General features: G+C 68.4%; 18 protein-coding genes and 2 pseudogenes. 12 read left to right on the top strand and 8 right to left on the bottom strand.

Annotation, left to right across the window (positions count from 1 at the left end; genetic code table 11):
* Positions 1-96: 96 nt before the first annotated feature.
* The 3 genes from IF655_RS20625 to IF655_RS20615 all read right to left on the bottom strand — a co-directional run bounded on the left by IF655_RS20625 (position 97) and on the right by IF655_RS20615 (position 4,999).
* Positions 97-459, bottom strand: a complete 363-nt coding sequence (locus tag IF655_RS20625) for a hypothetical protein (protein WP_199586460.1) — start codon at positions 457-459, stop codon at positions 97-99.
* Between the two features lie 249 nt (positions 460-708).
* The gene (locus IF655_RS20620; protein WP_199586459.1) at positions 709-1,755 is read right to left on the bottom strand and encodes a zinc-binding dehydrogenase; all 1,047 of its coding nucleotides are present in this window, start codon (positions 1,753-1,755) and stop codon (positions 709-711) included.
* Between the two features lie 37 nt (positions 1,756-1,792).
* The gene (locus IF655_RS20615) at positions 1,793-4,999 is read right to left on the bottom strand and encodes a bifunctional cytochrome P450/NADPH--P450 reductase (RefSeq protein WP_199586458.1); all 3,207 of its coding nucleotides are present in this window, start codon (positions 4,997-4,999) and stop codon (positions 1,793-1,795) included.
* A gap of 290 nt (positions 5,000-5,289) precedes the next feature.
* On the opposite strand from IF655_RS20615, the gene IF655_RS20610 reads away from it, so the two are divergent.
* Positions 5,290-5,886 carry a PAS domain-containing protein gene (locus IF655_RS20610; protein WP_242488844.1) on the top strand — a complete coding sequence of 199 codons (597 nt, stop codon included), beginning with the start codon at positions 5,290-5,292 and terminating at the stop codon, positions 5,884-5,886.
* Between the two features lie 20 nt (positions 5,887-5,906).
* Here the strand turns inward: IF655_RS20610 and IF655_RS20605 are convergent, their stop codons facing one another.
* From IF655_RS20605 to IF655_RS20595, 3 genes and pseudogenes are all read right to left on the bottom strand, one after another.
* Positions 5,907-6,626 carry a hypothetical protein gene (locus IF655_RS20605; RefSeq protein WP_199586456.1) on the bottom strand — a complete coding sequence of 240 codons (720 nt, stop codon included), beginning with the start codon at positions 6,624-6,626 and terminating at the stop codon, positions 5,907-5,909.
* Positions 6,610-7,351, bottom strand: a pseudogene (locus tag IF655_RS20600) (DUF4331 family protein). The gene IF655_RS20605 and the pseudogene IF655_RS20600 overlap by 17 nt, the downstream one beginning before the upstream one ends.
* Positions 7,287-7,652, bottom strand: coding sequence for a DUF4331 family protein (locus tag IF655_RS20595; protein ID WP_199586455.1), 366 nt, complete (start codon positions 7,650-7,652; stop codon positions 7,287-7,289). Before IF655_RS20595 ends, IF655_RS20600 begins: the two are co-directional and overlap by 65 nt.
* 180 nt (positions 7,653-7,832) lie before the next feature.
* Between IF655_RS20595 and IF655_RS20590 the strand changes: the two genes are divergently transcribed.
* Positions 7,833-8,240 (top strand): hypothetical protein, encoded by a 408-nt coding sequence (locus IF655_RS20590; RefSeq protein ID WP_199586454.1) that lies wholly within the window; start codon positions 7,833-7,835, stop codon positions 8,238-8,240.
* Entirely contained in the window at positions 8,237-9,553 is a 1,317-nt protein-coding gene (locus IF655_RS20585; RefSeq protein ID WP_199586453.1) for a Dyp-type peroxidase, read from the top strand. The genes IF655_RS20590 and IF655_RS20585 overlap by 4 nt, the downstream gene beginning before the upstream one ends.
* Before the next feature lie 14 nt (positions 9,554-9,567).
* Here the strand turns inward: IF655_RS20585 and IF655_RS20580 are convergent, their stop codons facing one another.
* Complete coding sequence (locus IF655_RS20580; RefSeq protein ID WP_242488843.1) at positions 9,568-10,491, bottom strand: LysR family transcriptional regulator; 924 nt, start codon at positions 10,489-10,491, stop codon at positions 9,568-9,570.
* Positions 10,492-10,669: 178 nt separating this feature from the next.
* On the opposite strand from IF655_RS20580, the gene IF655_RS20575 reads away from it, so the two are divergent.
* The 8 genes and pseudogenes from IF655_RS20575 (at position 10,670) to IF655_RS20540 (ending at position 19,999) form a co-directional block, all read left to right on the top strand.
* The gene (locus IF655_RS20575) at positions 10,670-11,407 is read left to right on the top strand and encodes an acetoacetate decarboxylase (RefSeq protein WP_199586452.1); all 738 of its coding nucleotides are present in this window, start codon (positions 10,670-10,672) and stop codon (positions 11,405-11,407) included.
* An 85-nt stretch (positions 11,408-11,492) separates the two neighbouring features.
* The gene (locus IF655_RS20570) at positions 11,493-12,467 is read left to right on the top strand and encodes a 3-hydroxyacyl-CoA dehydrogenase NAD-binding domain-containing protein (protein ID WP_199586451.1); all 975 of its coding nucleotides are present in this window, start codon (positions 11,493-11,495) and stop codon (positions 12,465-12,467) included.
* Positions 12,468-12,507: 40 nt separating this feature from the next.
* The gene (locus IF655_RS20565) at positions 12,508-13,995 is read left to right on the top strand and encodes a CoA transferase (protein ID WP_199586450.1); all 1,488 of its coding nucleotides are present in this window, start codon (positions 12,508-12,510) and stop codon (positions 13,993-13,995) included.
* 272 nt (positions 13,996-14,267) lie between these two features.
* The gene (locus IF655_RS20560; RefSeq protein ID WP_199586512.1) at positions 14,268-15,290 is read left to right on the top strand and encodes a hypothetical protein; all 1,023 of its coding nucleotides are present in this window, start codon (positions 14,268-14,270) and stop codon (positions 15,288-15,290) included.
* A gap of 66 nt (positions 15,291-15,356) precedes the next feature.
* A complete protein-coding gene (locus tag IF655_RS20555; RefSeq protein ID WP_199586511.1) occupies positions 15,357-16,937 on the top strand; it encodes a cytochrome ubiquinol oxidase subunit I in 1,581 nt (526 codons plus the stop codon).
* A gap of 16 nt (positions 16,938-16,953) precedes the next feature.
* A pseudogene (gene cydB, locus IF655_RS20550) lies at positions 16,954-17,907 on the top strand (cytochrome d ubiquinol oxidase subunit II); the annotation flags it as partial.
* Between the two features lie 84 nt (positions 17,908-17,991).
* Positions 17,992-19,401, top strand: coding sequence for an NAD(P)/FAD-dependent oxidoreductase (locus IF655_RS20545; protein WP_199586510.1), 1,410 nt, complete (start codon positions 17,992-17,994; stop codon positions 19,399-19,401).
* 277 nt (positions 19,402-19,678) lie between these two features.
* Positions 19,679-19,999, top strand: coding sequence for a formate/nitrite transporter family protein (locus IF655_RS20540; protein ID WP_199586449.1), 321 nt, complete (start codon positions 19,679-19,681; stop codon positions 19,997-19,999).
* A 46-nt stretch (positions 20,000-20,045) separates the two neighbouring features.
* Here IF655_RS20540 and IF655_RS20535 read toward each other — a convergent pair whose 3' ends face one another.
* Positions 20,046-20,492, bottom strand: a complete 447-nt coding sequence (locus IF655_RS20535) for a MarR family winged helix-turn-helix transcriptional regulator (RefSeq protein ID WP_242488850.1) — start codon at positions 20,490-20,492, stop codon at positions 20,046-20,048.
* 59 nt (positions 20,493-20,551) lie between these two features.
* On the opposite strand from IF655_RS20535, the gene IF655_RS20530 reads away from it, so the two are divergent.
* Positions 20,552-21,418 carry a hypothetical protein gene (locus IF655_RS20530; protein WP_307814985.1) on the top strand — a complete coding sequence of 289 codons (867 nt, stop codon included), beginning with the start codon at positions 20,552-20,554 and terminating at the stop codon, positions 21,416-21,418.
* Positions 21,419-21,549 lie beyond the last annotated feature (131 nt).

Below are 21,549 nucleotides of genomic sequence, written 5' to 3'. Positions count from 1 at the left end.
AACGAACCGACCTGCTGTACCCTGAAAGCTGTCTTCGGTGGACGTTCCGTGTCCACCGAAGACAGCATTCCTCACCTGTTCACACCAACTGCCGCGTCAGAATCGCTCTGTACGCTCGCTGTTGTTGTGCCAGCGGTTCTCGCCGTAACCGTACTGGTTGCCGTGGCCGAACCGGTCGCAGTCGCGGTCCCCGTGACGGAAGCCGTCGCGGTCGCGGTCCCAGCCACGGTTCGCGTCGTGCCGACGCTCTCCGTGGTTCGAGTTCCCGTAGTGCCCCCATACACCGCGGCCGCTTCCGTCGTGGGAGGCGAATCCGGCGGACTCCACAGAGGCGGAGACCGGGGAGTGGGCCGGCTGAGTCGCGGCCGAGGCCGAACCGCCGGCGGCGAGAAGCGCGCCTCCGGCGACAGCGACGGAAGCTGCCGCAATGCCGGCTCGACGCGCAATCTTGAATGCCATCATCTTTCCTTTCTTTGCCCCTCAAGATTCTTGGAGAATGAAGCTCAAGGGCTTACTTTCAATGGCATCTTCGACCATACTCCTCAATTTCCATGAAACTGGCGGAAATTGACGTGATGTATGCCATGACCGTATGGATTCGGCGTCGGAACAGGCATGACGACTTGACGCATGCACAGAGAACAAAGACCAAGCTCCGTAAGGCTTTTCAAGGCATGCGCTGGTCCGACTCGAAGCCGCTCCCGCCGCTCAGGGGATGAGCACCAGGCGGATGGGGTCGCCGGTCTTGTTCTCCAGACGGTGGACCGCTTCCGCCGCCTCGGCCAGCGGGATATGGCCGCTGATGGAAGGAGACAGGTCGAGGCGGCCGACGGAGGCCAGGCGGATCAACTGCTCGACGTGCTCCGGCGAGGAGCCGTAGTGACCGCGGATCTGATTGCGGTTCCAACTGAACCGCGTGCCTTCGGTGATGGTGAGCGGATGAGGCGTGAGACCCGCCAGGACCATGATCCCGCCGCGGCAGAGGACCTTGGCTGCCTGTTCCCGCACGGCTGGTACACCGGCGAAGTCGAGAGCGACGTCCAGACCCCGGCCCCCGGTGGCTCGCAGCATTGCCTCGGCGAAGTCCGGGGCGGCAGGGTCCAGGGCGAGGTCGGCGCCGAAGGCGAGGGCACGCTTTCTGGCGCCGGGCAGCGGGTCGACGGCGACGATCGGCGCGGCACCGGCCAGCCGGGCGAGCTGGATGCCATGGGCTCCCAGACCACCCGCGCCCCACACGCCCACGGACTGGGCCGGGCGTACCTCTCCCGTGGTCACGACGGCCGCGTACGGGGTGGAGACCGCGTCCGGGATGATGGCGGCCTGGTCGAACGGCAGGTCGTCCGGGATCGGGGCGAGGGTGTCCTCGCGAGCGATCGCGTACTGGGCCCAGCCGCCGTCGTAGTCGACGCCCCGGGTACGGGAGTTGAGGCACGGCGTACGGCGGCGTCGGCAGTTGGCGCAGGCACCGCAGCTCTGGCCGGCCTGGAGCGCGACGCGCGTACCAGGGGTCCAGTCGCCGAGGAGTCCGGGGCCGAGGACGTGGATCACTCCGGAGACCTCGTGTCCGAGGGTGAGGTCCTCGATGGGCCCGAACGGCTTCAGGCTGCCGTCGATCAGGTGCACGTCGGACAGACAGACCCCGGCGGCCTTGACCTCGATCAGCACCTCCCCCGGTCCGGGGACGGGCACGGGGACCTCTTCGACGCGGAACGTTCCGCTGGGCACGTGGAGACGGCCGGCGAGCATGGTGTCCATGAAATGAAACCTCCTGTGGGATGGGGGGACCGCCGGTTCAGCCTGCGGCGTAGACGTCCTCGATGTAACGGCCCTGCGCCACCAACGAGTCGAGCCAGGCGGCGGCTTCACCATCGTCGGCGCCGGGGGTGTGCTCCTTGTACACGGCGCGGAACGCGTCGCGCACACCCGGGGCCATCCGACCGCCGTCACCGCAGACGTAGACCTTCGCGCCGGAGCCGAGCAGCTTCCACACCGTGTCGCCCTCGGCGGCGATGCGGTGCTGGACGAACATGTGTCCGTCGACGGGTGCCTCGCTGAAGACGGGGCGCATCTTCACCACCCCGGCCAGCTCGGCGGTGCGCAGTTCCGCGCTGTGCAGATAGTCGGCGTCGGGTGCGTCGCAGCCGAAGTAGCACAGGGCGGGGGCGAGTTCGGTACCGCTGACGGCGAGGGCGAGCCGGTCCGCGACGGCGCCCCGGAAGGGCGCCAGACCGGTGCCCGCCGAGACCATGATCACCGGGGTCGTGGCGTCGTGCTCGATCCGGAAGACCTCCCGGCACGGCTGGATACGGGCGTACACGGTGTCACCGGCGCGGACGCCGTTCAGGTAGCCCGAACCGGTGCCGCGGAAGGCGCCCCGACCCGACCTGGCGGGAGCCTGGAGGAGAGAGACCATCAGGTCGACGTGGTGGGGGTCGGTGGCCGGAGAGGACGAGACCGAGTAGTGGCGCGGGCGGATCGGCGGCAGCAGGTCCAGCAGAACCGGCCAGGTCAGGAACTCGCCCAGCGCGGGATTGTCCTCGACGACGTCGAGGAGGCTGCGGTGGTCGGCGGCGAGGGCGTCGGCGTCCTCGGCCAGGGCCTGCAGCGCCTTCTTCTCGGGCGGGCAGGGGTTGAGACCGGCGAGGACGGTCACCTGCGCGGCGGTCGGGCGGTCCTGCAACTCGACGTACCGGCTGAGCAGTTCGCGTACCGTCACGGGACGGTCGACGGCGATGCCGTCGCGGCGCGGTCGGGCGGCGCCGATGGTGAGGACCGTGTCCGGGTTCACCCGCAGAATCCGGGCGGCGCGCTCGACGAGGGCGGGGTCGTTGGCCGGGAGCACGGTGAAGTGGTCCGCGGTGCGGTAGGTCTCGCCCTCGGGCAGGGCGAGGCGTACGAAGCGCTTGGCACGCGGGTGGCCGGGCCGGGTGAGGCTGCCGGTCTCCGTGACGGTCATGGCGGTCATGCCGTGCCGGGCGGCGAGCGCGTCCACCGCGTCACCGGTGACCTCGGTGACGGTGTACGCCGGGCTGTCCGAGGGCGTCTCGGGGACGGCGCCGACGGTGGCCAGGTCGCCGTACTGTTCGAGGAGGGCGGTGCGCAGCGTGCTGGTGAACGTCTTGACCCCGCCGGTCAGGTCGCCCGCGGCGTCGCCCTCGGCGCGCTCCAGGAGGCGGGTGCCGCCGAGGGCGGCGAGGCGGTCGTCGATGAGAGTGGGTATGCGCTGGTAGGTGGCGGACCAGTTGCGGTCGCCGATGCCAAGGACGGCGTAGGTGACGCCGTCGGCGGCGCCGGGTTCGGCGGTCTCCAGCCACTGGACGAAGGCGGCCGCGTCGTCGGTGGGCTGGCCGTTGTAGGAGGCGGCGGTGATGACGACCGGTCGGTCGGTGGGCAGGGCGCCGGTGTGGGCGTCGAGCGGGGCGACGGCGGTGTCGCAGCCGATCTCGGCGGCCGCGTCGGCCAGTCGGTCCGAGAAGTCGCGGCAGGTGCCGTAGTTGGAGCCGTGCAGCAGCAGTACTCCCGTGTCCTGCTGGACCCGGGTGGGCAGCCCGCTGGTGTCGGCGGGTGCCGCGTCGGTGGACACGGCGGCGCCGGACGTGGGCAGGGCGGCGCGGTTGGCGGCGCGGTCGGCCGGGGTGCGCGGGGCGAGGCTGAGGGTGAAGCCGTCGGGCTTAATGGTGAGCGCCTGCTTGAGGTTCATCCGGTAGTCGGCGTGGTCGAGCAGCCGGTAGCGGTGGACCAGCATGGCGAGCAGCATGGTGGCCTCGTGCAGGGCGAACTGCCGTCCGATGCAGGCGCGTTCGCCGGTGCCGAAGGGCTTGAAGGCGTGCGGCGAGCGAGCCGCCTCCGCTGCGGGGGCGAAGCGGGAGGGGTCGAACAGCTCGGGGTTGTCGCCCCAGACCGGGTCGCGGTGCAGCATCGGGGTCACGACCGCCGCCCACTGGCCCGCCTTCATCGGGATGCCGCCCAGGACGGTGTCCTCGCGCGCCTGGCGTGAGAACTGCGGGGCGGGCGGGAACATCCGGAGCGTCTCGTTGAGGACCTGGCGGGTGTACCGCAGGCGGCCGATGTCCTCGAAGGTCGGCTCGGGGTCGGTCTCGTCGCCCCACAGCTCGTCCACCTCGCGCTGGACCAGACGCAGCGCGGCCGGGTGCTTGACCAGGTTGTACAGGGCGAAGGACATGGTGCCGGAGGTGGTCTCGTGTCCGGCGATGAGGAAGGTGATGACCTGGTCGAGGGTGGTGCCGTCGAAGGGGTGAGGGGCGTTGAGCATCAGACCCAGCAGGTCCTCGTGCTCCGGAGCCGCCGCGCCCGGCGCGGTGCGCGCCTCGATGACCTCGTCCACCACGGAGGCCAGGAAGGCGGAGTCGGCGCGGAACGCCTCGTCGGCCGCCGTGTGGTCGGCGCCGGGGGCGCGGCTGAGCTTGTTCATCGACCACTGCAGGGCCCGCACCAGGGCGTCGACGAACGGATGCGGCTCGTCGCGGTCGAACGACTCGAAGGTGAAGCCGAAACCGGCCAGACCGATGGTGTCCAGGGTCATGCGGGTCATGTCGTCGGGCACGTCGACCGGGGTACCGGCGGCGCTGTGGACGTCCCAGCTCTCGATCAGGCGCCGGGCCACCTTCAGCATCACCGGGTGGTACGTCCGCATCGAGCCGAGCGCGAAGGCGGGCATCAGGATGTCGTGCGCCTTGGCCCAGTTGGGCTCGTCGTTGTACGCGGTGAACAAGCCGTCGTGAGCGAACTCGCGGACGTTCTCCAGGGCCGGTCCGATGGCCTTGCCGAACCGCTGCTCGTCGGACAGCTCGGTGACCAGGTCCAGGCTGCTGACGAAGAGGGTGTCCTGGCCGTGCTGGCGCTGGATGAACGCCGGACCGTTCTTTCGGGCCAGGTCCATGGTCCTCAGGATGGGCGTGCTGGTCGGAGAGTGGGAGACGTCGACGACCGGAGTTCCGTCGTGGCTTTCGGGCTGCGGGGGGAGCAGAGTCGCGGTCATGGAGGCGAACCACCTTCCGTGGGTCGGGAGAGACCGGGACCGTTCACGAGGGCGATTCCGGCAGTCCCTTCAAAGGTCGCCCACCTCCAGCACCACGAGTCCGCGAAATCCTCAATAATTGTGTAGTGCGCTGCCCCGTGTCGGGCTTGCGAAGGCGGACGGGATGCGCAGCGCCGTGGAGGAAGCACGTCCAAGGAGCCCGGATGGACCTCGGAGCGAGCGGACCGCCGGACGATTCTCCGGCCTCGCGGGAATGGCATCGGCAGGCGATCACCTGGCGTAATCGCGTCATGCTTCTCCTGGACCATCTGCCGCTCCCGGTCGCGCTCTGCGACCCCCAGGGTGTGATCATCGTGGCGAACCCGGCGATGGCGGCGGAATGGGGCATGCTGTCGGGCCAGTTGCAGGGACGCAACGCTCTGGACTTCTTCCATCCCCGCACCCCCACGCGGCTCCATCCGATCGCGGAAGCGGTCCGGCTGCGCCGCAGGTCGCGCTATCCGGTGGAGGTGACGTGGTCGACCCCGGACGGCACGGAGCGGTACGGCGAGATCGACGTGGACCCGGTCAGCGACACTCCGGAAGCCGCACCGGCGCTGATGCTGCTGCTGCGGATCGGGGGCGAGCGCCCGAGCGGCGGCGCCGCAGAAAAGGAGCCGCTGGTCAACGAGATCGAGGCGCGGATCCTCGCCCTGGCGGCGGTCGGCGACACGACCGCCCGGATCGCCAAGGCGGTCGGCCTGACCGCGGACGGAGTCAACTACCACCTGACCCAACTGTCCCAGCGCTGGGGCGTGCGGGGCAAGGCGGCGCTGGTGGCCCGCGCCTACGTCACCGGCGTACTCGACCCGGCCGCCTGGCCACCGGCCGTTTCCGGCAGCGAGTGATCACGGAGGCGGCACAGCCGTCACGGGTGGGCACCGAGCTCGGCCAGAGCGCGACGTGCCCGAGCGTGAGGAGGAAGGTATGCGGTCACCGTGCGGTACGCCTTCGCCGCCTGCTCGTCCTGCCCCTGGTGCTGAAGTGTGTGTCCCCAGTTGAACAGCATGGAGGCCAGCGGCAGCGGGGACGGGCTCGTGTAAGTCCGCAGAGCCTCCCCGAGAAGCTCTCGCGCCTGTTCCTCGTTCCCGGCACGAAGGTGCAGACACGCTGTGCGGGCCATCTGCTGCGGTTCGGTGTGGCCGGTGCGTTCTGCAAGGCGGATTCTCAGCGCGGCGGCATTCCGCCCGCGGGCTTCCAGAAGATCGGCGTGTTCCTCGGACACCGCTGCCGGTGACACCCCCAGTCGCACGGCTCGTGCCAGGGCTTGGCCGGCGTCGTCATGGTGATGCGTCGCGATGTCGACCCGAGCGCGGGCAATCCAGCTCGTCGAGTCGTCGCAGGCACGCTCGACCAGTTCCGCGGCGAGCCGACGGGCGGCGTTCAGGTCGCGGTCATCGGCTGTGACGCCGTGCCGCGCGAGCAGCCCGTCGATGAGACGTGACCCCGTATCGGGCGACGCCTCTTGCCCGTATTGCTGGACGAGCCCCGCGATCTGGGCGTCCAGATTCCCGAGGGCGATCGTGGAGGAGGTGCACCGCGGCAGGCACGGGTCTTCCATCGCTTCGCAATCAGTCGGAGGCGTCAAACAGGGCTCCCAGCGTCGGTACGTGCGGGTGGGGATTGGGCTCGGCCAGATAGGGGAAATCCCGCGCGGCGGGGACGACGGCGGCGTCCACTCCGTCGCGCACCCGGGTGCCGTCCCAGCCCCCCACGATCACCGAGTACAGGGTGTCGATGACGTCGTCGTTGAGCCAGCGGCCACCGCATGTGTCGTGCTCCTGGCCCGTGAGCGCGGCCCGCTCGATGTCCAGGTAGCCGCGTTCGCTGAAGGGCTTCGTGGTGTCGAGGACCAGGTGGTCGTGCAGGATCACCTCGGTGAGCGGGTGGTGCGCACCGTCCGCGACAGGCCACGCGATGGCGTCGTCGAGCCGATCGAACATGGCGAGGTTGGCGTCGAGACGGCTTCGGTAGGCGTCCGCGGACTCCGGCGGGACGTCGAAGGGATCGTCCAGGTTGTAGAGGTCGCGCAAGTCGACGGTCCTGTTCACGTCGTCGTTTCCGTTGACCGACAGGAGAACGTTCTTCGCTTCCGGCCGTCCGATGCGTTCGAAGCGAGCTGTCGGCGTGCCACGGCTGAGCGACTCCGCCGCGGCAGCCCACAGAGGGGCTGCGTCCAGCACCGAGTACCGCGTCCGCGTCAAACTCCAGGACGATGCTCAGGACGTTCAACCCGGCGACACTGTCCTCACCGGGGTCGGTGAACGCGAGCTGCCGGGTGGCGCGCGTGCGGACCTCTTTTGCCACGTCCATGAAGAAGGGGTCCCGCCGCAGACCGATCACCGTTCGGCCCGACATCGTCGAACGTCACGTCGAAGACGATTTCGTCCTGCGCGTCGGCCCGGATCACACCGTCATCTCCGACAGTCGCGGGCGCCATGCGAATTCGATAGGTGACCGCGTCGGAAAAAGCAGCTCCTGGTTGTGCCGCGGGAAACAGGTTCAGAACTGCGGTCAACCGGCCCGGCGCGTCGGGAGCGGGAAAGAAGTAGAGGTCGGTGAGGTCGATGACCGGATCGCGCAGCGCACGGACGCTGGACAGGTGGTCCGACACGACAACCTCCCTTGCTGGAACTCTTTCTGACTGATGCTATGTCCCTGCCCCGCGGCAGGCTCGTCGAGTGCGGGCGTCTTCTGTTCCTGACCCGGCCGTCCGGTTGTGAGATCCCCTTCCGCACGTATCGTGGTACGGACTGGGACTCTCGCCCCTGAGGGGATTGCATTGGTCGCTCCGGTGAGTCAGCCCGACGGACCCAAGGTTTTCCGGGAGCGGATCAAGAAGGCCCAAGTCGAGGCGCCGTATGGGGAAGGACGCCTCGGAACCGTTCACGACCTGCGTGTCTGCTTGATCAACAACGACCAGCAAATCCTGTTCGCGGCCACCTACAGCGACGAGTTCAAGCCGTACGTGCAGGACGTCATTCGCTTTGCCCAGCCCTGGATCGACTACATCTTCACCGACGTCGCCGAGGGCTTCCCCGGCCTGAATTCCGACGAGGCGCTTCCGTACATCGCGAAGTATCAGGTGGAGGCAGGCGTCTGGTACGGAGGACCTGATCCCGACGCAAGCCCTCGCGACATCACGCGCAGCTTGAAGACCTCCGAGGCATTCGGTCGGCTCCTCGACACGGTGCAGGAATGAACGCAGTCCCCGAATTGCAGTTGGACGACATCCAAGGGACCGTACTGCGCCATCGACCGGATGAATACCACGGCGTGTACGCGCTGTACCGGATCGATGACCCCGAGGCGGCCAAGCAGTCACTGCGCGATCTTCTGCCCAAAATCACGAATGCGGCGGAGTGGGAGACCCCTCGCCCCTTCACTCTCAATATCGCCTTCACCTACAGCGGACTCGAACGGCTGGGAGTTCCTGAGGACTCCCTCGACACGTTCTCCCCGGAATTCCGCGACGGCATGGCCTCCCGTCAGGCGGTTCTCGGTGACACCGGGGCGAACGATCCCAAGAACTGGAAGACACCGCTGGGCAGCCGGGACGTGCATATCGGCGTGCTCATCTTTTCGACCAAGGCCGACGATCTGCGGGAGCCGATGAGCAACGCGCGACGCCTTGCCGGGGTGAGCACGCTCTACCAGATCGAGGTCAGCGTCCCGAAGACAGGTCGCGAGCATTTCGGGTACCGCGACAGCATCGGCGGTCCTCACATCATCGGCAGCACGGACAAGCCGCTCCCAGGGCACGATCCGGTGTGGCCCGGCGAGTTCATCTTCGGCTACCCGGACGAGTCCGGAGCGCTCCCCGCCGCCCCGCAGCCGGAAAAGCTCGGCAAGAACGGGACCTATGTCGCGTTCCGGCAATTCCACTCCGACGTCGCAGGGTTCCGCCGGTATCTGCGCGACCACGCCCGGTCGCCCGAGGACGAGGAACTGGTCGCGGCGAAGATCGTGGGTCGCTGGCGAAGCGGTGCCCCCCTCGCTCTTTCACCGGACCACGACGACCCCGAGCTGGCGGCGGATCCGGCGCGCAACGACGACTTCACGTACTACGACACCGACCCTCACGGACAGCGCGTACCGCGTGGGGCGCACATCCGGCGCGCCAATCCCCGGGACAGCCTCAAGGACGGCGTGGTCGCGGTGGAGACGCACCGACTGGTCCGGCGGGGCGCCGCATACGGCCCGCCGCTTCCCGACGGGGTACTCGACGACGACGGAGTGGACCGGGGGATCATCTTCATCTTCATGGGCGCGAGCCTCTCCCGGCAGTTCGAGTTCATCCAGCAGGTGTGGATGAACGACGGCGACTTCGCCGCGCTCGGAACCGAGAAGGACCCGCTCATCGGTAACCACGACGGGAGTGACAGCTACACCATTCCCGACAAGCCGATCCGGCGCCGCCTCACCGGCCTGCCGCGATTCGTGACCGTCCGGGGCGGCGAGTATTTCTTCCTGCCCAGCCTCACCGCCGTCGAATGGCTGACGTCGCTCCCCTGAGCCGAAGCCCGGAATCAACTGTCGACGACGGTGCGACGTGTGATCATTTCGAGAAGGCGCAGCACGGCGGCGTCGGCCTGCGGGTGACGCACCGCAACAATCTTGGTTTCCAGATACCCGGAATCTCCGCGCAACGGCACGAAGGAAACTCCCGCGACAGCGAAGTCGCGCAGCAGTTCGGGGAGGAGACTGACGCACAGCCCTGATGCGACGTAGCTGATGAGTCCGCTGAGGTCGTCGGACACGGCCCGGGTACGCGGCAGGAATCCCGCTTCGTGACAGGCGAGGTGAACCTGCTGGGCCAGGGCGGGCAGTGACCGGGGGTCGGGGAGAGCGAACTCCTCGTTCTGCAGGTCTTTCAGACCGATTTCCTCGGCTGCGGCCAGCGGATGATCGACCGACACGGCGGCGGCGATGCGTTCGGTGGCGAAGGTCTCGCTCACGAGATCGGTCGAGAGATTCGAGGGGTCGCGGAGGAAGACGAGGTCGAGCTCCCCGGAACGGACGAGTTCGGCGAGAGCCGCCGCCGAGTCCTGATGGAGATGGATCCGCAGGCCCGGCAGTTCCTCGGCGGCGACCCTCAGGAGCTTCGGGAGGTACTGGTGGCTCAGGATCGTCACGTAGCCGATCCGGATGTCGCCGTCGAGGCCGCTGGCCACGCGCCGCACCCGCTCGATGGCCGCCGCCTGCGCGGCGAGGAGGCGCGGAGCGTCGACGCGGAACGCCTCGCCCGCCAAGGTCAGGGAGACCCCGCCCGGGCCGCGCTCGAACAACTGGACGCCCAACCCGCGCTCCAGTCGCTGGATCGACTGGCTCAGCGGCGGCTGGCTGATGCCGAGGCGTTCCGCGGCGCGCCCGAAATGCTTCTCGTCGGCCACCACCAGGAACTGCTCCAGCAGGCGCTTCGTCAGATTGATATCCTCGACCATATGGATCATGAGCCAATCGTATATTGGACAGACGTGCGTCGATGAGTGTCCACTGGGTCGTGGGCGTTACGCAACACAACAACGCCCCACTCAGCGTCGAAGATTTGATACGCAAGAGACCGATTTGTCCATCACGTAGAGCTACTTTTTCCGCTCTGCCGACAGATCCGTCTCTTTGGAGACTCTCATGCAGAAGCAAGACGTCGCCCGGCTCTTCACCACTCCGGTGGACTCCCCCGCCTACGCGCCGGCCCGGTACCGCTTCACGAACCGCGAGTACCTCAACATCTACTACCGCACCGACCCCGAGGTGCTGCGCCGGCTCGTACCGGAGCCGCTGACCGTCACCGACCCGGTGGTCCGCTTCGAGGTCATGCGCATGCCTGACACCACGGGCCTGGGCGACTACACCGAGGCCGGCCAGCTCATCGCCGTCGAGCACGAGGGCGAGAAGGGCGAGTTCAACCTCGCCATGTACGTGGACAGCGTGCCCGCCATCTCCAGCGGCCGTGAGTACAGCGCGTACCCGAAGAAGTCCGGCTCGCCCTCCCTCTACGTGGACTCCGACACGTTGGTCGGCACGCTCGACTACGGCACCCTGCGCGTGGCCACCGCGACCATGGGCTACAACCATCACGCCATGGATCTGGAGGAGGCGCGGGCCGAGGTCTGTACGCCGACCTTCATGATCAAGACGATCCCGAACTACGACGGCAGCCTGCGCGTCTGCGACCTGGTCCGCACCCAGATCGAAGACGTCACCGTGAAGAGCGCCTTCACCGCGCCGGGACGTCTGGAGCTCTTCGCCCACGCGATGGCCCCGCTCGCCGACCTGCCCGTCCTCGAGGTCGTGGGCGCCAGCCACATCGTCACCGACCTCACCCTCAACCCCGCCGAGCCGGTCTACGACTACCTCGCCGACTGAGCCGGCAGCGGACGGCGGAGCCCTCGCCCCCTAGGCATCCGCGTCGACTCGTACGCACTCCCAATCTTCGAGAAAGGCTCGAAACATGCCCCCCACTTCTGAGCCCGTACTGGACTCCTACAAGCGTGCCGCGATCATCGGCGGTGGCGTGATCGGTATCTCCTGGGCCGGTCTTTTCCTGGCCCGTGGCATCGACGTGGTCATCAACGACCCGCGCGAGGACATCGCCGACCTCGTGCTCGCCGGCCTTGAGGAGATCACCCCGGCTCTGGAGGAACTCGGGCTCCCCACCGAGAACCTCGCCGACGGTCTGTCCTTCGAGGCCGACCTCGCGACCGCCGTCACCGACGTCGACATCGTCCAGGAGAACGGCCCCGAGCGGCTGGAGCTCAAGCAGCAGATCTGGCGGACCATCGAGGACGCGGCGCCCGCGCACGCACTGCTGGCCACCTCGACCTCCAGCATCCCGGCCTCGGCCATCGCCGAGGCGATGCGGCAGCCCGAGCGACTCGTCGTGGGACATCCCTTCAACCCGCCGCACCTGGTGCCGCTGGTGGAGATCGTGCCGGGCGAGAAGACCTCCGAGGAGACCGTCCGCCAGGCCGACGCGTTCTATGCCGCGCTCGGCAAGAAGCCCCAGGTCCTGCGCAAGGAAGTGCCGGGCTTCGTCGCCAACCGTCTGCAAGCCGCGATCTTCCGCGAGTGCGTGCACCTCGTCGCCGAAGGCGTCGTCACGGAGCAGGAGCTCGACGACATCGTGACCGCCTCCATCGGTATGCGCTGGGCTGTCGCGGGTCCCTTCCGCACCTTCCACCTCGGTGGCGGTCCCGAGGGGCTGCCCCACTTCATCACGCACCTCGGCCGCGCCATGGAGACCGGGCTGTGGCCGGTCCTGGGCACGCCGTCCTTCGACGACGCCACGGTCGCCCTACTCACCGAGCAGGCCCACGCGGCCTTCGGCAACGGCACGGTCGAGGAGCTCGCCGCCGAGCGGGACCGCGCCCAGATCGCGCTGATGCGCGCCCTGGGCGAGACCCCGGACGCGCACAGCCGCGCCTGACCTTCCCCCCACCGAAACACACGTGAAAAGCAAAGAAGTCATGAACCTCACTGACAAGATCAAGAAGGCAATCGACAAGCCGGCGACCGACGACGCGTTCGACGTGCACGCCGAGACGAACGAGGTCCTCGCGGGCATCGGTCTGAAGCCCGGCGACACCGGCGGCCACATCACCTTCGAGGGCGCCGACCCGGTCGTACCCAGCACCCTGCGCCTCGGCGCCGCCTCCGGCATCTCCCTGGTCGCCAAGTCCGCGGCCATCGCCGCGCTGTGGAAGGACCGCACCGGTCGCGGCCAGGACATCCACATGGACCTGCGCAAGGGCCCGCACCGCCTGTGCCCCTTCTACGAGCAGAAGTGGGAACTCCTCAACGGCTACGTCGGCGGTACCCCGTCCCTGCAGAACCAGGCGTTCGTCAACTCCTTCTACCGCAGCGCGGACGGCCGTTGGATGATGCCGTTCAACATCTATCCCAACATCAGGGTCGCCGCCCAGCGGCTGCTCGGTGTCGGTGAGGTGCCCGAGCACGTCGAAGCCGCGATCTCGAAGTGGAACGCCCGGGAGCTGGAGCAGGCCGGTGCCGAGGCCGGCTGTGTGATGCCGATGGTGCGCACGCCCCGGGAGATCCTGGAGGAGCAGCAGTACCAGCAGGTCCTCTCCAAGCTGCCGCTGGTGGAGATCACCCGCGTCGGCGACAGCGACCCCGAGCCGCTGCCCGCCGACCCGATCGCCCCGTTCGACGGCGTCCGCGCGCTCGGCATGGGCCACATCATCGCGGGCGCGGGCGCGGGCCGGGCCATGGCCCTGCACGGCGCGGACGTGCTGAACCTGTGGCGCCCCTACGAGCTGGAGCACGACGTCACCTATCTGACGACGAGCGTGGGTGTCCGTTCGGCCACGGTGAGCCCGTACACCAAGGAGGGCCTGGCCCTCATCCACCAGCGCCAGTCCGAGGCCGACGTCTTCTACGCCAACCGCCGCCCGGGATTCCTGGACCGCATCGGTATGTCGGAGGAGGAGGCGATCGAGCGCCGCCCCGGCCTGATCTACGCCACCGTCTCGCTGAACGGCAAGACCGGTCCGTGGAAGGACTACCTCGGCTTCGACCAGACCGCGGGCGCCCTCACGGGTCTGCTGCACCTGGAGGGCGACGGCGACAAGCCCGCCCTGCCGCCGATCACCGTGGTCAACGACTACCTGGTGTCCTGGTTCATGACGGCCGGGATCGCCGAGGCGCTGCGTCGCCGCGCAGTGGACGGCGGCAGCTACCGCGTCCACGTCTCGCTCTCCCGCGTGGCCCTGTGGATTCTGTCCATGGGCATCTTCGACCAGGACTACGCGAAGCAGATCGCGGGCACCGGCGAGCTCCACGCCTACCCCGACCCGGAGATCTTCACCGCCGAGACCCCCCTCGGCCACTACCAGGGCATCACCGACCAGGTGCGGATGTCGGACACCCCGGGCTCCTACCGCCAGATCCTCGTCCCCCGCGGCTCACAGCGCCCGGAATGGCTGACCACCGCCTGATCGTCCGGCCGAAGTGCCACGAGTGACGTGCCCGCGCCGGAGCGGTCACAACCGATCCGGCGCGGTCGCGTCGCTCGCCACGACCACCATGCCCGAGACGCGGGCGCGGTGGTGTCCGGGGCGGGCACGCCCCGAAGTCTTCGCGCCATGCCACCGCCGTCAGCGCGCCGCCATTCACGTAAAAGGGAGCCGGCCTCTTCATGACCACTCCGACCGACACCCACTCCGATCCCGTACCGAATCACCACGCCGCGCCCCACCGACGCGCCAAAGTGATCCACTTGGCCGTTGTACTGATAGGCCCGGTACTGGTGTGTCTCGGGCTGGCCACGACCTACCTCAGCGCCTTTCACCACCCGCAGCCCAACGGGCTCAAGGTGGCGGTCGTGGGCACGACGCCCGAGACCAAGGTTCTCGCGCAGACCATCAAGGACAAGGCCGGTGACGGCCTGAACGTCATCACCCTGCCGGACCGACGAGCGGCTCGCGCGCAGATGATGGACCGTGACCTCGCGGGCGCGTACATCCCGGCCAAGTCCCACCCCGAACTGCTGGTGGCGACAGCGGGTTCCAGTTCGACCGCGAGCGCCACGCAGACCGTCTTCCGCACGGTCGCCGACGAACAGGGCGTGCCCCTGAAGGTCACCGACGTCGCCCCGCCCACCGCGAAGGACCCCAACGGCAGCGGCCCGTTCTTCCTCCTGATCGCCCTCAGCGTCTCCTCGTACATCAGTGTGCTCGCGCTCGCGCCCATGGCAGGCTCCCTGTCCATGCGCTGGCGAGCGGCGGCCGGTCTCGCCGTCTCGTTCGTCATCAGCGGCGTCGGGATCCTGGTCGCGGGACCGGGGTTCGATGTGATCGACGGCTCCCGCGCGACCGTCTGGAGCATGTGCCTGCTCTACAGCGCGGGAGTGGTGGCCATCGGACTCGGGCTGCAGACGTTCCTCAGGCAACTGACCCCGCTCGTCCTCATGGGCCTGTTCGTCATGCTCAACCTGACCAGCGCCGGCGGTCTGATGGGCCCCGAGCTGCAGAACGACTTCTACGGGTCGCTGCACTCGTTCTGGAACGGCGCGGCCTTCGTCGAAGGCGTCCGCAGCGTCCTCTACTTCGACAACACCGGACTCGGCTCCCACTTCCTCGCCCTGTCGCTGTGGCTGGGCGCAGGAGTCGTACTCACCCTTCTGGCAGCGCTCGCCGAGAAGCGCCGCGAGCCGCTGTCCCGGACCGACCAGGACGCCCTGCGGAAGTCCGCGACGCAGGAGCTCGCCATCGGAGGGTGGGAGCAGGAATGAACCGGAACAACCTTTTTTCCCGACAGCTTGTGAATGTGTTCACATTCACGAAGGAGGTGAAGGATGATGGATCTCGCCCTGGCGCCCGAGACGCTCGCCCGCTGGCAGTTCGGCATCACCACCGTCTACCACTTTCTCTTCGTCCCGCTCACCATCAGCCTCGCCGCGATCACGGCGGGCCTGGAGACCGCCTGGGTACGCACGCGCAAGGAGAAGTACTTCCACGCCACGAAGTTCTGGGGAAAGCTCTTCCTCATCAACATGGCGATGGGCGTCGTCACCGGCATCGTCCAGGAGTTCCAGTTCGGCATGAACTGGTCCGACTACTCGCGTTTCGTCGGCGACGTCTTCGGTGCCCCGCTCGCCATGGAGGCGCTGATCGCCTTCTTCTTCGAGTCCACCTTCATCGGGCTGTGGATCTTCGGCTGGGACAAACTCCCCAGGAAGCTGCACTGCGCCTGCATGTGGATCGTCTCGCTCGGCACCATGCTCTCCGGTTACTTCATTCTGGCGGCCAACTCCTGGATGCAGCACCCGGTCGCCTACACGATCGACAAGAAGACGGGCAAGGCGCAGCTCACCGGCATCTGGACGGCGCTCACCCAGAAGACCACGGTCGTCGGGTTCGCCCACGTCCTCACCGCGGCTTTCCTGACCGGCGCCGCCTTCATGGTCGGTATCTCGTGCTTCCACCTGTGGCGGGCCAGGCGTGCCGAGGGCGCGGGCGAACTGCCGGACAAGAAGCGGTCCAAGCAGGTCTCGGCGATGCGGATGTCGCTGCGGACCGGTCTCGTCATCGCGGTGATCGCCGGCCTCGGCACCGCGCTGAGCGGCGACAAGATGGGCGAGATCATGTTCGAGCAGCAGCCGATGAAGATGGCCTCCGCCGAAGCCCTGTGGGACACCCAGAGCCCCGCTCCCTTCTCCGCGTTCGCGGTCGGTGACGTCAACGAGGGCCGCAACAGCGTCGAGGTGGAGATCCCCGGGCTGCTCTCCTTCCTCGCCCACAAGAACTTCCACGACGCCGTGCCCGGCATCAACGACATCGCCGCGCACGAGGCGAAGCTCTACGGCGGCGTGCCGCACGACTACCTGCCGAACATCTTCATGACGTTCTGGGCCTTCCGCCTGATGATCACGTTCGGCATGGCGTCCTTCACGTTCGGCCTGGCCGGTCTGTGGCTCACGCGTCAACGGCGCTTGCTCGCACCGAAGTTCCGTACCCGCGAGGACGAGGTGCCGCGGCTGATGCTGACGGCAGAGCGCGAACTGAACCCCCTCCTGACGAAGTGGTTCTGGCGGATCGGAGTCCTCACCATGGGGTTCCCGCTGATCGCGAACTCCTTCGGCTGGATCTTCACCGAGATGGGCCGTCAGCCCTGGGTGGTCAACGGCCTCATGCGGACCGCCGACGCCGTCTCCCCCGGCGTCAGCACGACCCAGGTGATCACGTCCATGAGTGTGTTCACGGCGCTGTACGCGATTCTCGCCGTCATCGAGGTCCGGCTCATGGCCAAGTACGCCAAGGCCGGACCCGACATCGCCGAAGTGCCGCCCACCACGGATCCGAGTCTCCGGTCCCGCGGCACCGGCCCGGGCTCCCCCGAGGACGCCGAGGCCGACAAGCCTCTGTCGTTCGCCTACTGACCTGTCGAAAGGAGACATGGTCATGCACCTTCACGACCTGTGGTTCGTACTGATCGCCTTCCTCTGGGTCGGCTACTTCTTCCTTGAGGGCTTCGACTTCGGTATCGGCGTCCTGACCGGGACGCTGGCGCGGGACCGCACCGAACGCCGCGTCCTCATCAACACCATCGGCCCGGTCTGGGACGGCAACGAGGTCTGGCTGCTGTCGGCCGTCGGCGGCACCTTCGCCGCCTTCCCCGACTGGTACGCCACCCTCCTCAGCGGCTTCTATCTGCCCATCCTGCTCATCCTGGTCTGCCTGATCGTGCGCGGAGTCGCCTTCGAGTACCGCCACAAGCGCAGCGAGGAGCGCTGGCAGCGCAACTGGGAGCGCGCCATCTTCTGGTGCTCCCTGATCCCCGCGTTCGTCTGGGGCGTCGTCTTCGCGAACCTCGTCCGCGGCGTGCCGATCGACGCCGACAAGAACTTCGCGGGTGACCTGGGCGACCTGGTGGGCGGCTACGCCCTGCTGGGCGGCGTGTTCACCCTGGTGCTGTTCACCTTCCACGGCGCGGTGTTCGCCACCCTCAAGACCCTCGGGGACATCCGCGCACGGGCCAGGAGCCAGGCCCGCGTCCTGGGCCTTCTCGCACTGGCCCTGGGGGCGGCGTTCCTCGTCTGGACCCAGGCCGACTACGGCAGGGCCCGCAGTCTGGTCGCCGTGGTGATCGCGGGTGTCGCCCTGGCCGCCGCCCTTGTGCTGAACGGGCGCGGCCGGGAGGGCTGGGCGTTCGCCCTGTCCGGCACCGCCGTGGTCGCCACGTTCTCCTCGCTGTTCCTGTCCCTCTTCCCGAACGTCATGCCCTCCACGCTCGACCCCGCGTGGAGCCTGACCGTGACCGACGCGGCATCCGGTCACTACACGCTCAAGATCATGACCTGGGTCGCCCTCGCGGTCACCCCCCTGGTCATGGCCTACCAGACCTTCACCTACTGGGTGTTCCGCCGCCGCATCGGCACTCAGCACATCCCTGGCGCGACGACGTCCGCCGCGCTCTCCCCGAAAGGAAACGCCATGTCCCCCGCTCACGCGGCCCAGCCTCCCCGGATCCTGATCGTCGGCGGCGGCTACGCCGGTCTGTACACCGCGCTGCGCGTACTGAAGAAGCTCCGCGGCAACGAGGCCACGGTCACCGTCGTCGACCCCCGCTCCTACATGACCTACCTGCCGTTCCTGCCCGAGGCCGCCGGGGGCAACGTCGCCGACCGCAACCTCGTCGCCCCACTGCGGCCCACACTGGAGAAGGCCGACGTCGTCACCGGACACGTGGTCGCCGTCGACCACACCCGCAAGACCGCGACGGTCGTCCCCGCGGCCGGTGACGAGTACGAACTCGCCTTCGACTACCTGGTCGTCGCCACCGGCTCGGTCTCCCGCACCTTCCCCATCCCCGGTCTCGCCCAGCACGCCATCGGTCTGAAGACCGTCGAAGAAGCCGTCTCCCTGCGCAACCACGTGCTCTGGCAGCTCGACAAGGCCGACTCCACCACGGACCCCGAAGCACGCCGCAAGGCCCTCACGTTCGTCTTCGTCGGCGGCGGCTTCGCCGGTGTCGAGGCAGTCGGCGAGGTCGAGGACATGGCCCGCGACGCGGTGAAGAACTACCGCAACATCAGCCGTGCGGACATGCGCTTCATACTCGTCGAAGCCGCCAACCGCATCCTGCCCGAGATGGGCCCCGACCTCGGCGTGTGGACGAAGGAGAAGCTGGAGCAGCGCGGAGTCGAGGTGTACCTGAACACCTCGATGGAGTCCTGCGCCGACCAGCAGGTGATCCTCAAGAACGGCGTCGAGACCCCCGCCTCCACCATCGTGTGGACCGCCGGTGTCAAGCCCAGCCCGCTCCTCACCGGCTTCGGACTGCCCCTCGGTCCCCGCGGGCACATCGACACCGCCGCCACCCTCCAGGTCCAGGGCTTCGACTACGTCTGGTCGGCGGGCGACAACGCCCAGGTGCCCGACCTCGCCGTCGGTGACGGCGCCTGGTGCCCGCCCAACGCCCAGCACGCCTACCGCCAGGCCAAGGTGCTCGGTGACAACATCGTCGCCCATCTGCGCGGTCGTCGGCAGAAGGAGTACAAGCACGCCAACCTCGGCGCGGTCGCCAGCATCGGCGTCCACAAGGGCGTGGCCATCATGTTCGGCAAGATCAAGCTCAAGGGTCTGCCCGCCTGGTGGTTCCACCGCCTCTACCACGGCGCCATGATGCCCACCGTCAACCGCAAGATCCGCGTCTTCCTCGACTGGACGCTCGCCATGTTCCTGCGCCGCGAGACCGTCGCGCTGCCGGAGATGGCGCACCCCCGGGACGCGTTCGTCGACGCCGCCCTCCCCCAGCCGCGACTGCGGCGCGCCGACCGGGCAGGTGGCCTGTCGTTCGCCGCGGGCAACGACCACACCGGTGGCGTGACGGCCACTCCATGACAGCAGGGCTGTTCGGTGGCACGGGCGGCTGAGCCGTCCGTGCCACCGAGAGGTCCCTCCTCCACTCGACGCCCCCGCTCCTCCCGGCGAAAGGACCGACGTGCCCCTACCGCTTCATGACGCCCTGGACCGGCAGGTCATCGCCGCGCAGGACAAGTCGGCGTCCCTGCTGCGCACGCCGGCTCGCCGGGGCGTTCAACGGCATGGCGGTGGTGCTGATGCTCATGGTGTGCGGCCCGCTCCGGATGGACCGGGCTGATCCAGGGCGCGGTGTTCGGTGTCGCCACGACTGATACTGATCTTCTGGGGCGTGCTGCCCTTCGCGGGTTCCGGTTTCGAGCACGTGGTCGCCAACATGACCGCCTTCTCCCTGGGCCTGTTCGAGGACGTGCCCGGTGTGACGGTCGGCGCCTTCACCCGCAACCTGCTCTTTGTCGGTCTGGGCAACCTCGTGGGCGAGCTGCTGGTCGGCACGGTCTACGCCTTCGCCGGGCGACGCGCTCCCACCGGCACCGTGCGGCGCGAGCGGCCGGGCGACGATCTCGGACCTGTGCTCTCGCTCGTGACTTCGGCGGGTCCACCGCGTCTGCACGGCTGAGAATCGGCCTCGGGGACCGGTCACGGAAGCCGTGGGGTTGGCGTCCCTAGTGCTGCTGACTCTCCGGGGTTTCTGGGGCTTCCGGGCGCGGCCAGGGGCGTTCCTCCAGTGCCTCGGCGCTGCGGTTGAAGCGGAGGAGAACGTTCTCCAGTTCCCGTACCTCGTCCTCCGACCAGTCCGCAACCACTTGCCTCAGGAACGAACGGCTGGCCTCACGGTCGGCAGTGAGCCTGCGCTCACCTTCATCGGTGATCCGCAGCCTGCGGGCGATGCCGCCTTCCGGATCAGGGACACGTTCGGCCAGACCGGCGCGCAGCAGCGCCGTTGTCCGGCGGTTCACGGTCGACGTGTCGAGCCCGAAGGCGTCCGTCAGTTGTCCGATGGACATGGGGCCCTGGGTGTCGATGCGGCTGAGCAGCAGATAAGCCGAACGGTCGCCACCCCCGTCACGGGCCGCCTCGGCGACATGTTCGGCAAGCGGCGGATCCTGCAGGGCGGTTCGATGGGCGTGATTCCGCTCGGTGTCAGCATGTGCTTCTGGTCTGGCGGTGCGTGCCCGAGTCGCCCGTGCGCGCCCCCGGGCGCTTCGACATCATCGGAGCGGGCGGGCTGTCCGCGGGTCTCGTCTGTCTGCTGCTCGGCATCTCCAAGAGCGGCGACTGGGGCTGGGGAAGCGGTACGACGCTCGGGCTGTTCGCCGCCTCGGTGGTGATCCTCCTCGCCTGGGGCGCCTTCGGACTCCGCGTGCCGCACCCGCTGGTCGACCTGCGGACCACGGCACGCCGCCAGGTACCGCTGACCAACCTCGCCGGGATCGCCGTCGGTTTCGCGATGCTCGCCCAGTCCCTGGTGCTCCCCCGGCTGACGCAACTGCCCGCGGCCACCGGGTACGGGCCGGAGCAGTCCATGGTGGTCGCGGGACTGGCCGTGGCGCCGGTCGGAGTGGCGATGTGGCTCTTCGGCCCGGTCGCCGCCAAGATCTCGGTGGCTCTCGGCATGGTGCACGCGGTGTGGCAGACAGCCATCGTCTCGGCCGTGATCGGCGTCGGCATCGTACTGGCCTACGCCGCCATGCCCGCCCTGATCTCCGGCGCGGTGCCGCCCTCGGAGACAGCCGCCGCCAACGGCCTCAACACCCTGATGCGGGCCATCGGCACCTCAAGTGCCAGCGCGGTCATCGGAGTTGTTCTCTCCCACATGGCACAGCCGCTGAACGGTGTTCCGCTGCCCTCCATGAACGGCTTGCGCACCTCGCCGGCCATCGCGTGCGTGACGGGCGTGCTGGCGCTGCTGATCTCCGCGTTCCTGCCGAGGCGGGGCGCGAACTCCCCCACCCCCTCAGCACGGATCGCCCAGTCGGCCCACGGAGGTCCGAACGCGGTACCCACTGCCGCAGCCACGACGGCACCCGCAGCCTGATGCCGGATGGTGATCGCCGAGCCGGAGCACGAGGCCGCGGAAGCTGCCGCCGTCCACGGCACGGCGGCACAGCGCCTCGACGATGCCGACCGTCATGCTCGTCGGCGTGCCGGATCACGTACAGGGGCCGC

Source organism: Streptomyces sp. DSM 110735, from assembly GCF_016482685.1.
GTDB lineage: Bacteria > Actinomycetota > Actinomycetes > Streptomycetales > Streptomycetaceae > Streptomyces.
The sequence above is the reverse complement of the archived record's forward strand: the minus strand, read 5'-3'. Positions and strand labels throughout refer to the sequence as shown.

Bases quoted from the DNA above. Each gene is read 5' to 3' on its own strand.
- IF655_RS20545 (WP_199586510.1), top strand. From the start codon at position 17,992: ATGTCCCCCGCTCACGCGGCCCAGCCTCCCCGGATCCTGATCGTCGGC.
- IF655_RS20585 (WP_199586453.1), top strand. From the start codon at position 8,237: ATGAACGCAGTCCCCGAATTGCAGTTGGACGACATCCAAGGGACCGTA.
- IF655_RS20580 (WP_242488843.1), bottom strand. From the start codon at position 10,491: ATGATCCATATGGTCGAGGATATCAATCTGACGAAGCGCCTGCTGGAG.
- IF655_RS20570 (WP_199586451.1), top strand. From the start codon at position 11,493: ATGCCCCCCACTTCTGAGCCCGTACTGGACTCCTACAAGCGTGCCGCG.
- IF655_RS20610 (WP_242488844.1), top strand. From the start codon at position 5,290: ATGCTTCTCCTGGACCATCTGCCGCTCCCGGTCGCGCTCTGCGACCCC.
- IF655_RS20555 (WP_199586511.1), top strand. From the start codon at position 15,357: ATGGATCTCGCCCTGGCGCCCGAGACGCTCGCCCGCTGGCAGTTCGGC.
- IF655_RS20620 (WP_199586459.1), bottom strand. From the start codon at position 1,755: ATGGACACCATGCTCGCCGGCCGTCTCCACGTGCCCAGCGGAACGTTC.
- IF655_RS20615 (WP_199586458.1), bottom strand. From the start codon at position 4,999: ATGACCGCGACTCTGCTCCCCCCGCAGCCCGAAAGCCACGACGGAACT.
- IF655_RS20625 (WP_199586460.1), bottom strand. From the start codon at position 459: ATGGCATTCAAGATTGCGCGTCGAGCCGGCATTGCGGCAGCTTCCGTC.
- IF655_RS20575 (WP_199586452.1), top strand. From the start codon at position 10,670: ATGCAGAAGCAAGACGTCGCCCGGCTCTTCACCACTCCGGTGGACTCC.
- IF655_RS20565 (WP_199586450.1), top strand. From the start codon at position 12,508: ATGAACCTCACTGACAAGATCAAGAAGGCAATCGACAAGCCGGCGACC.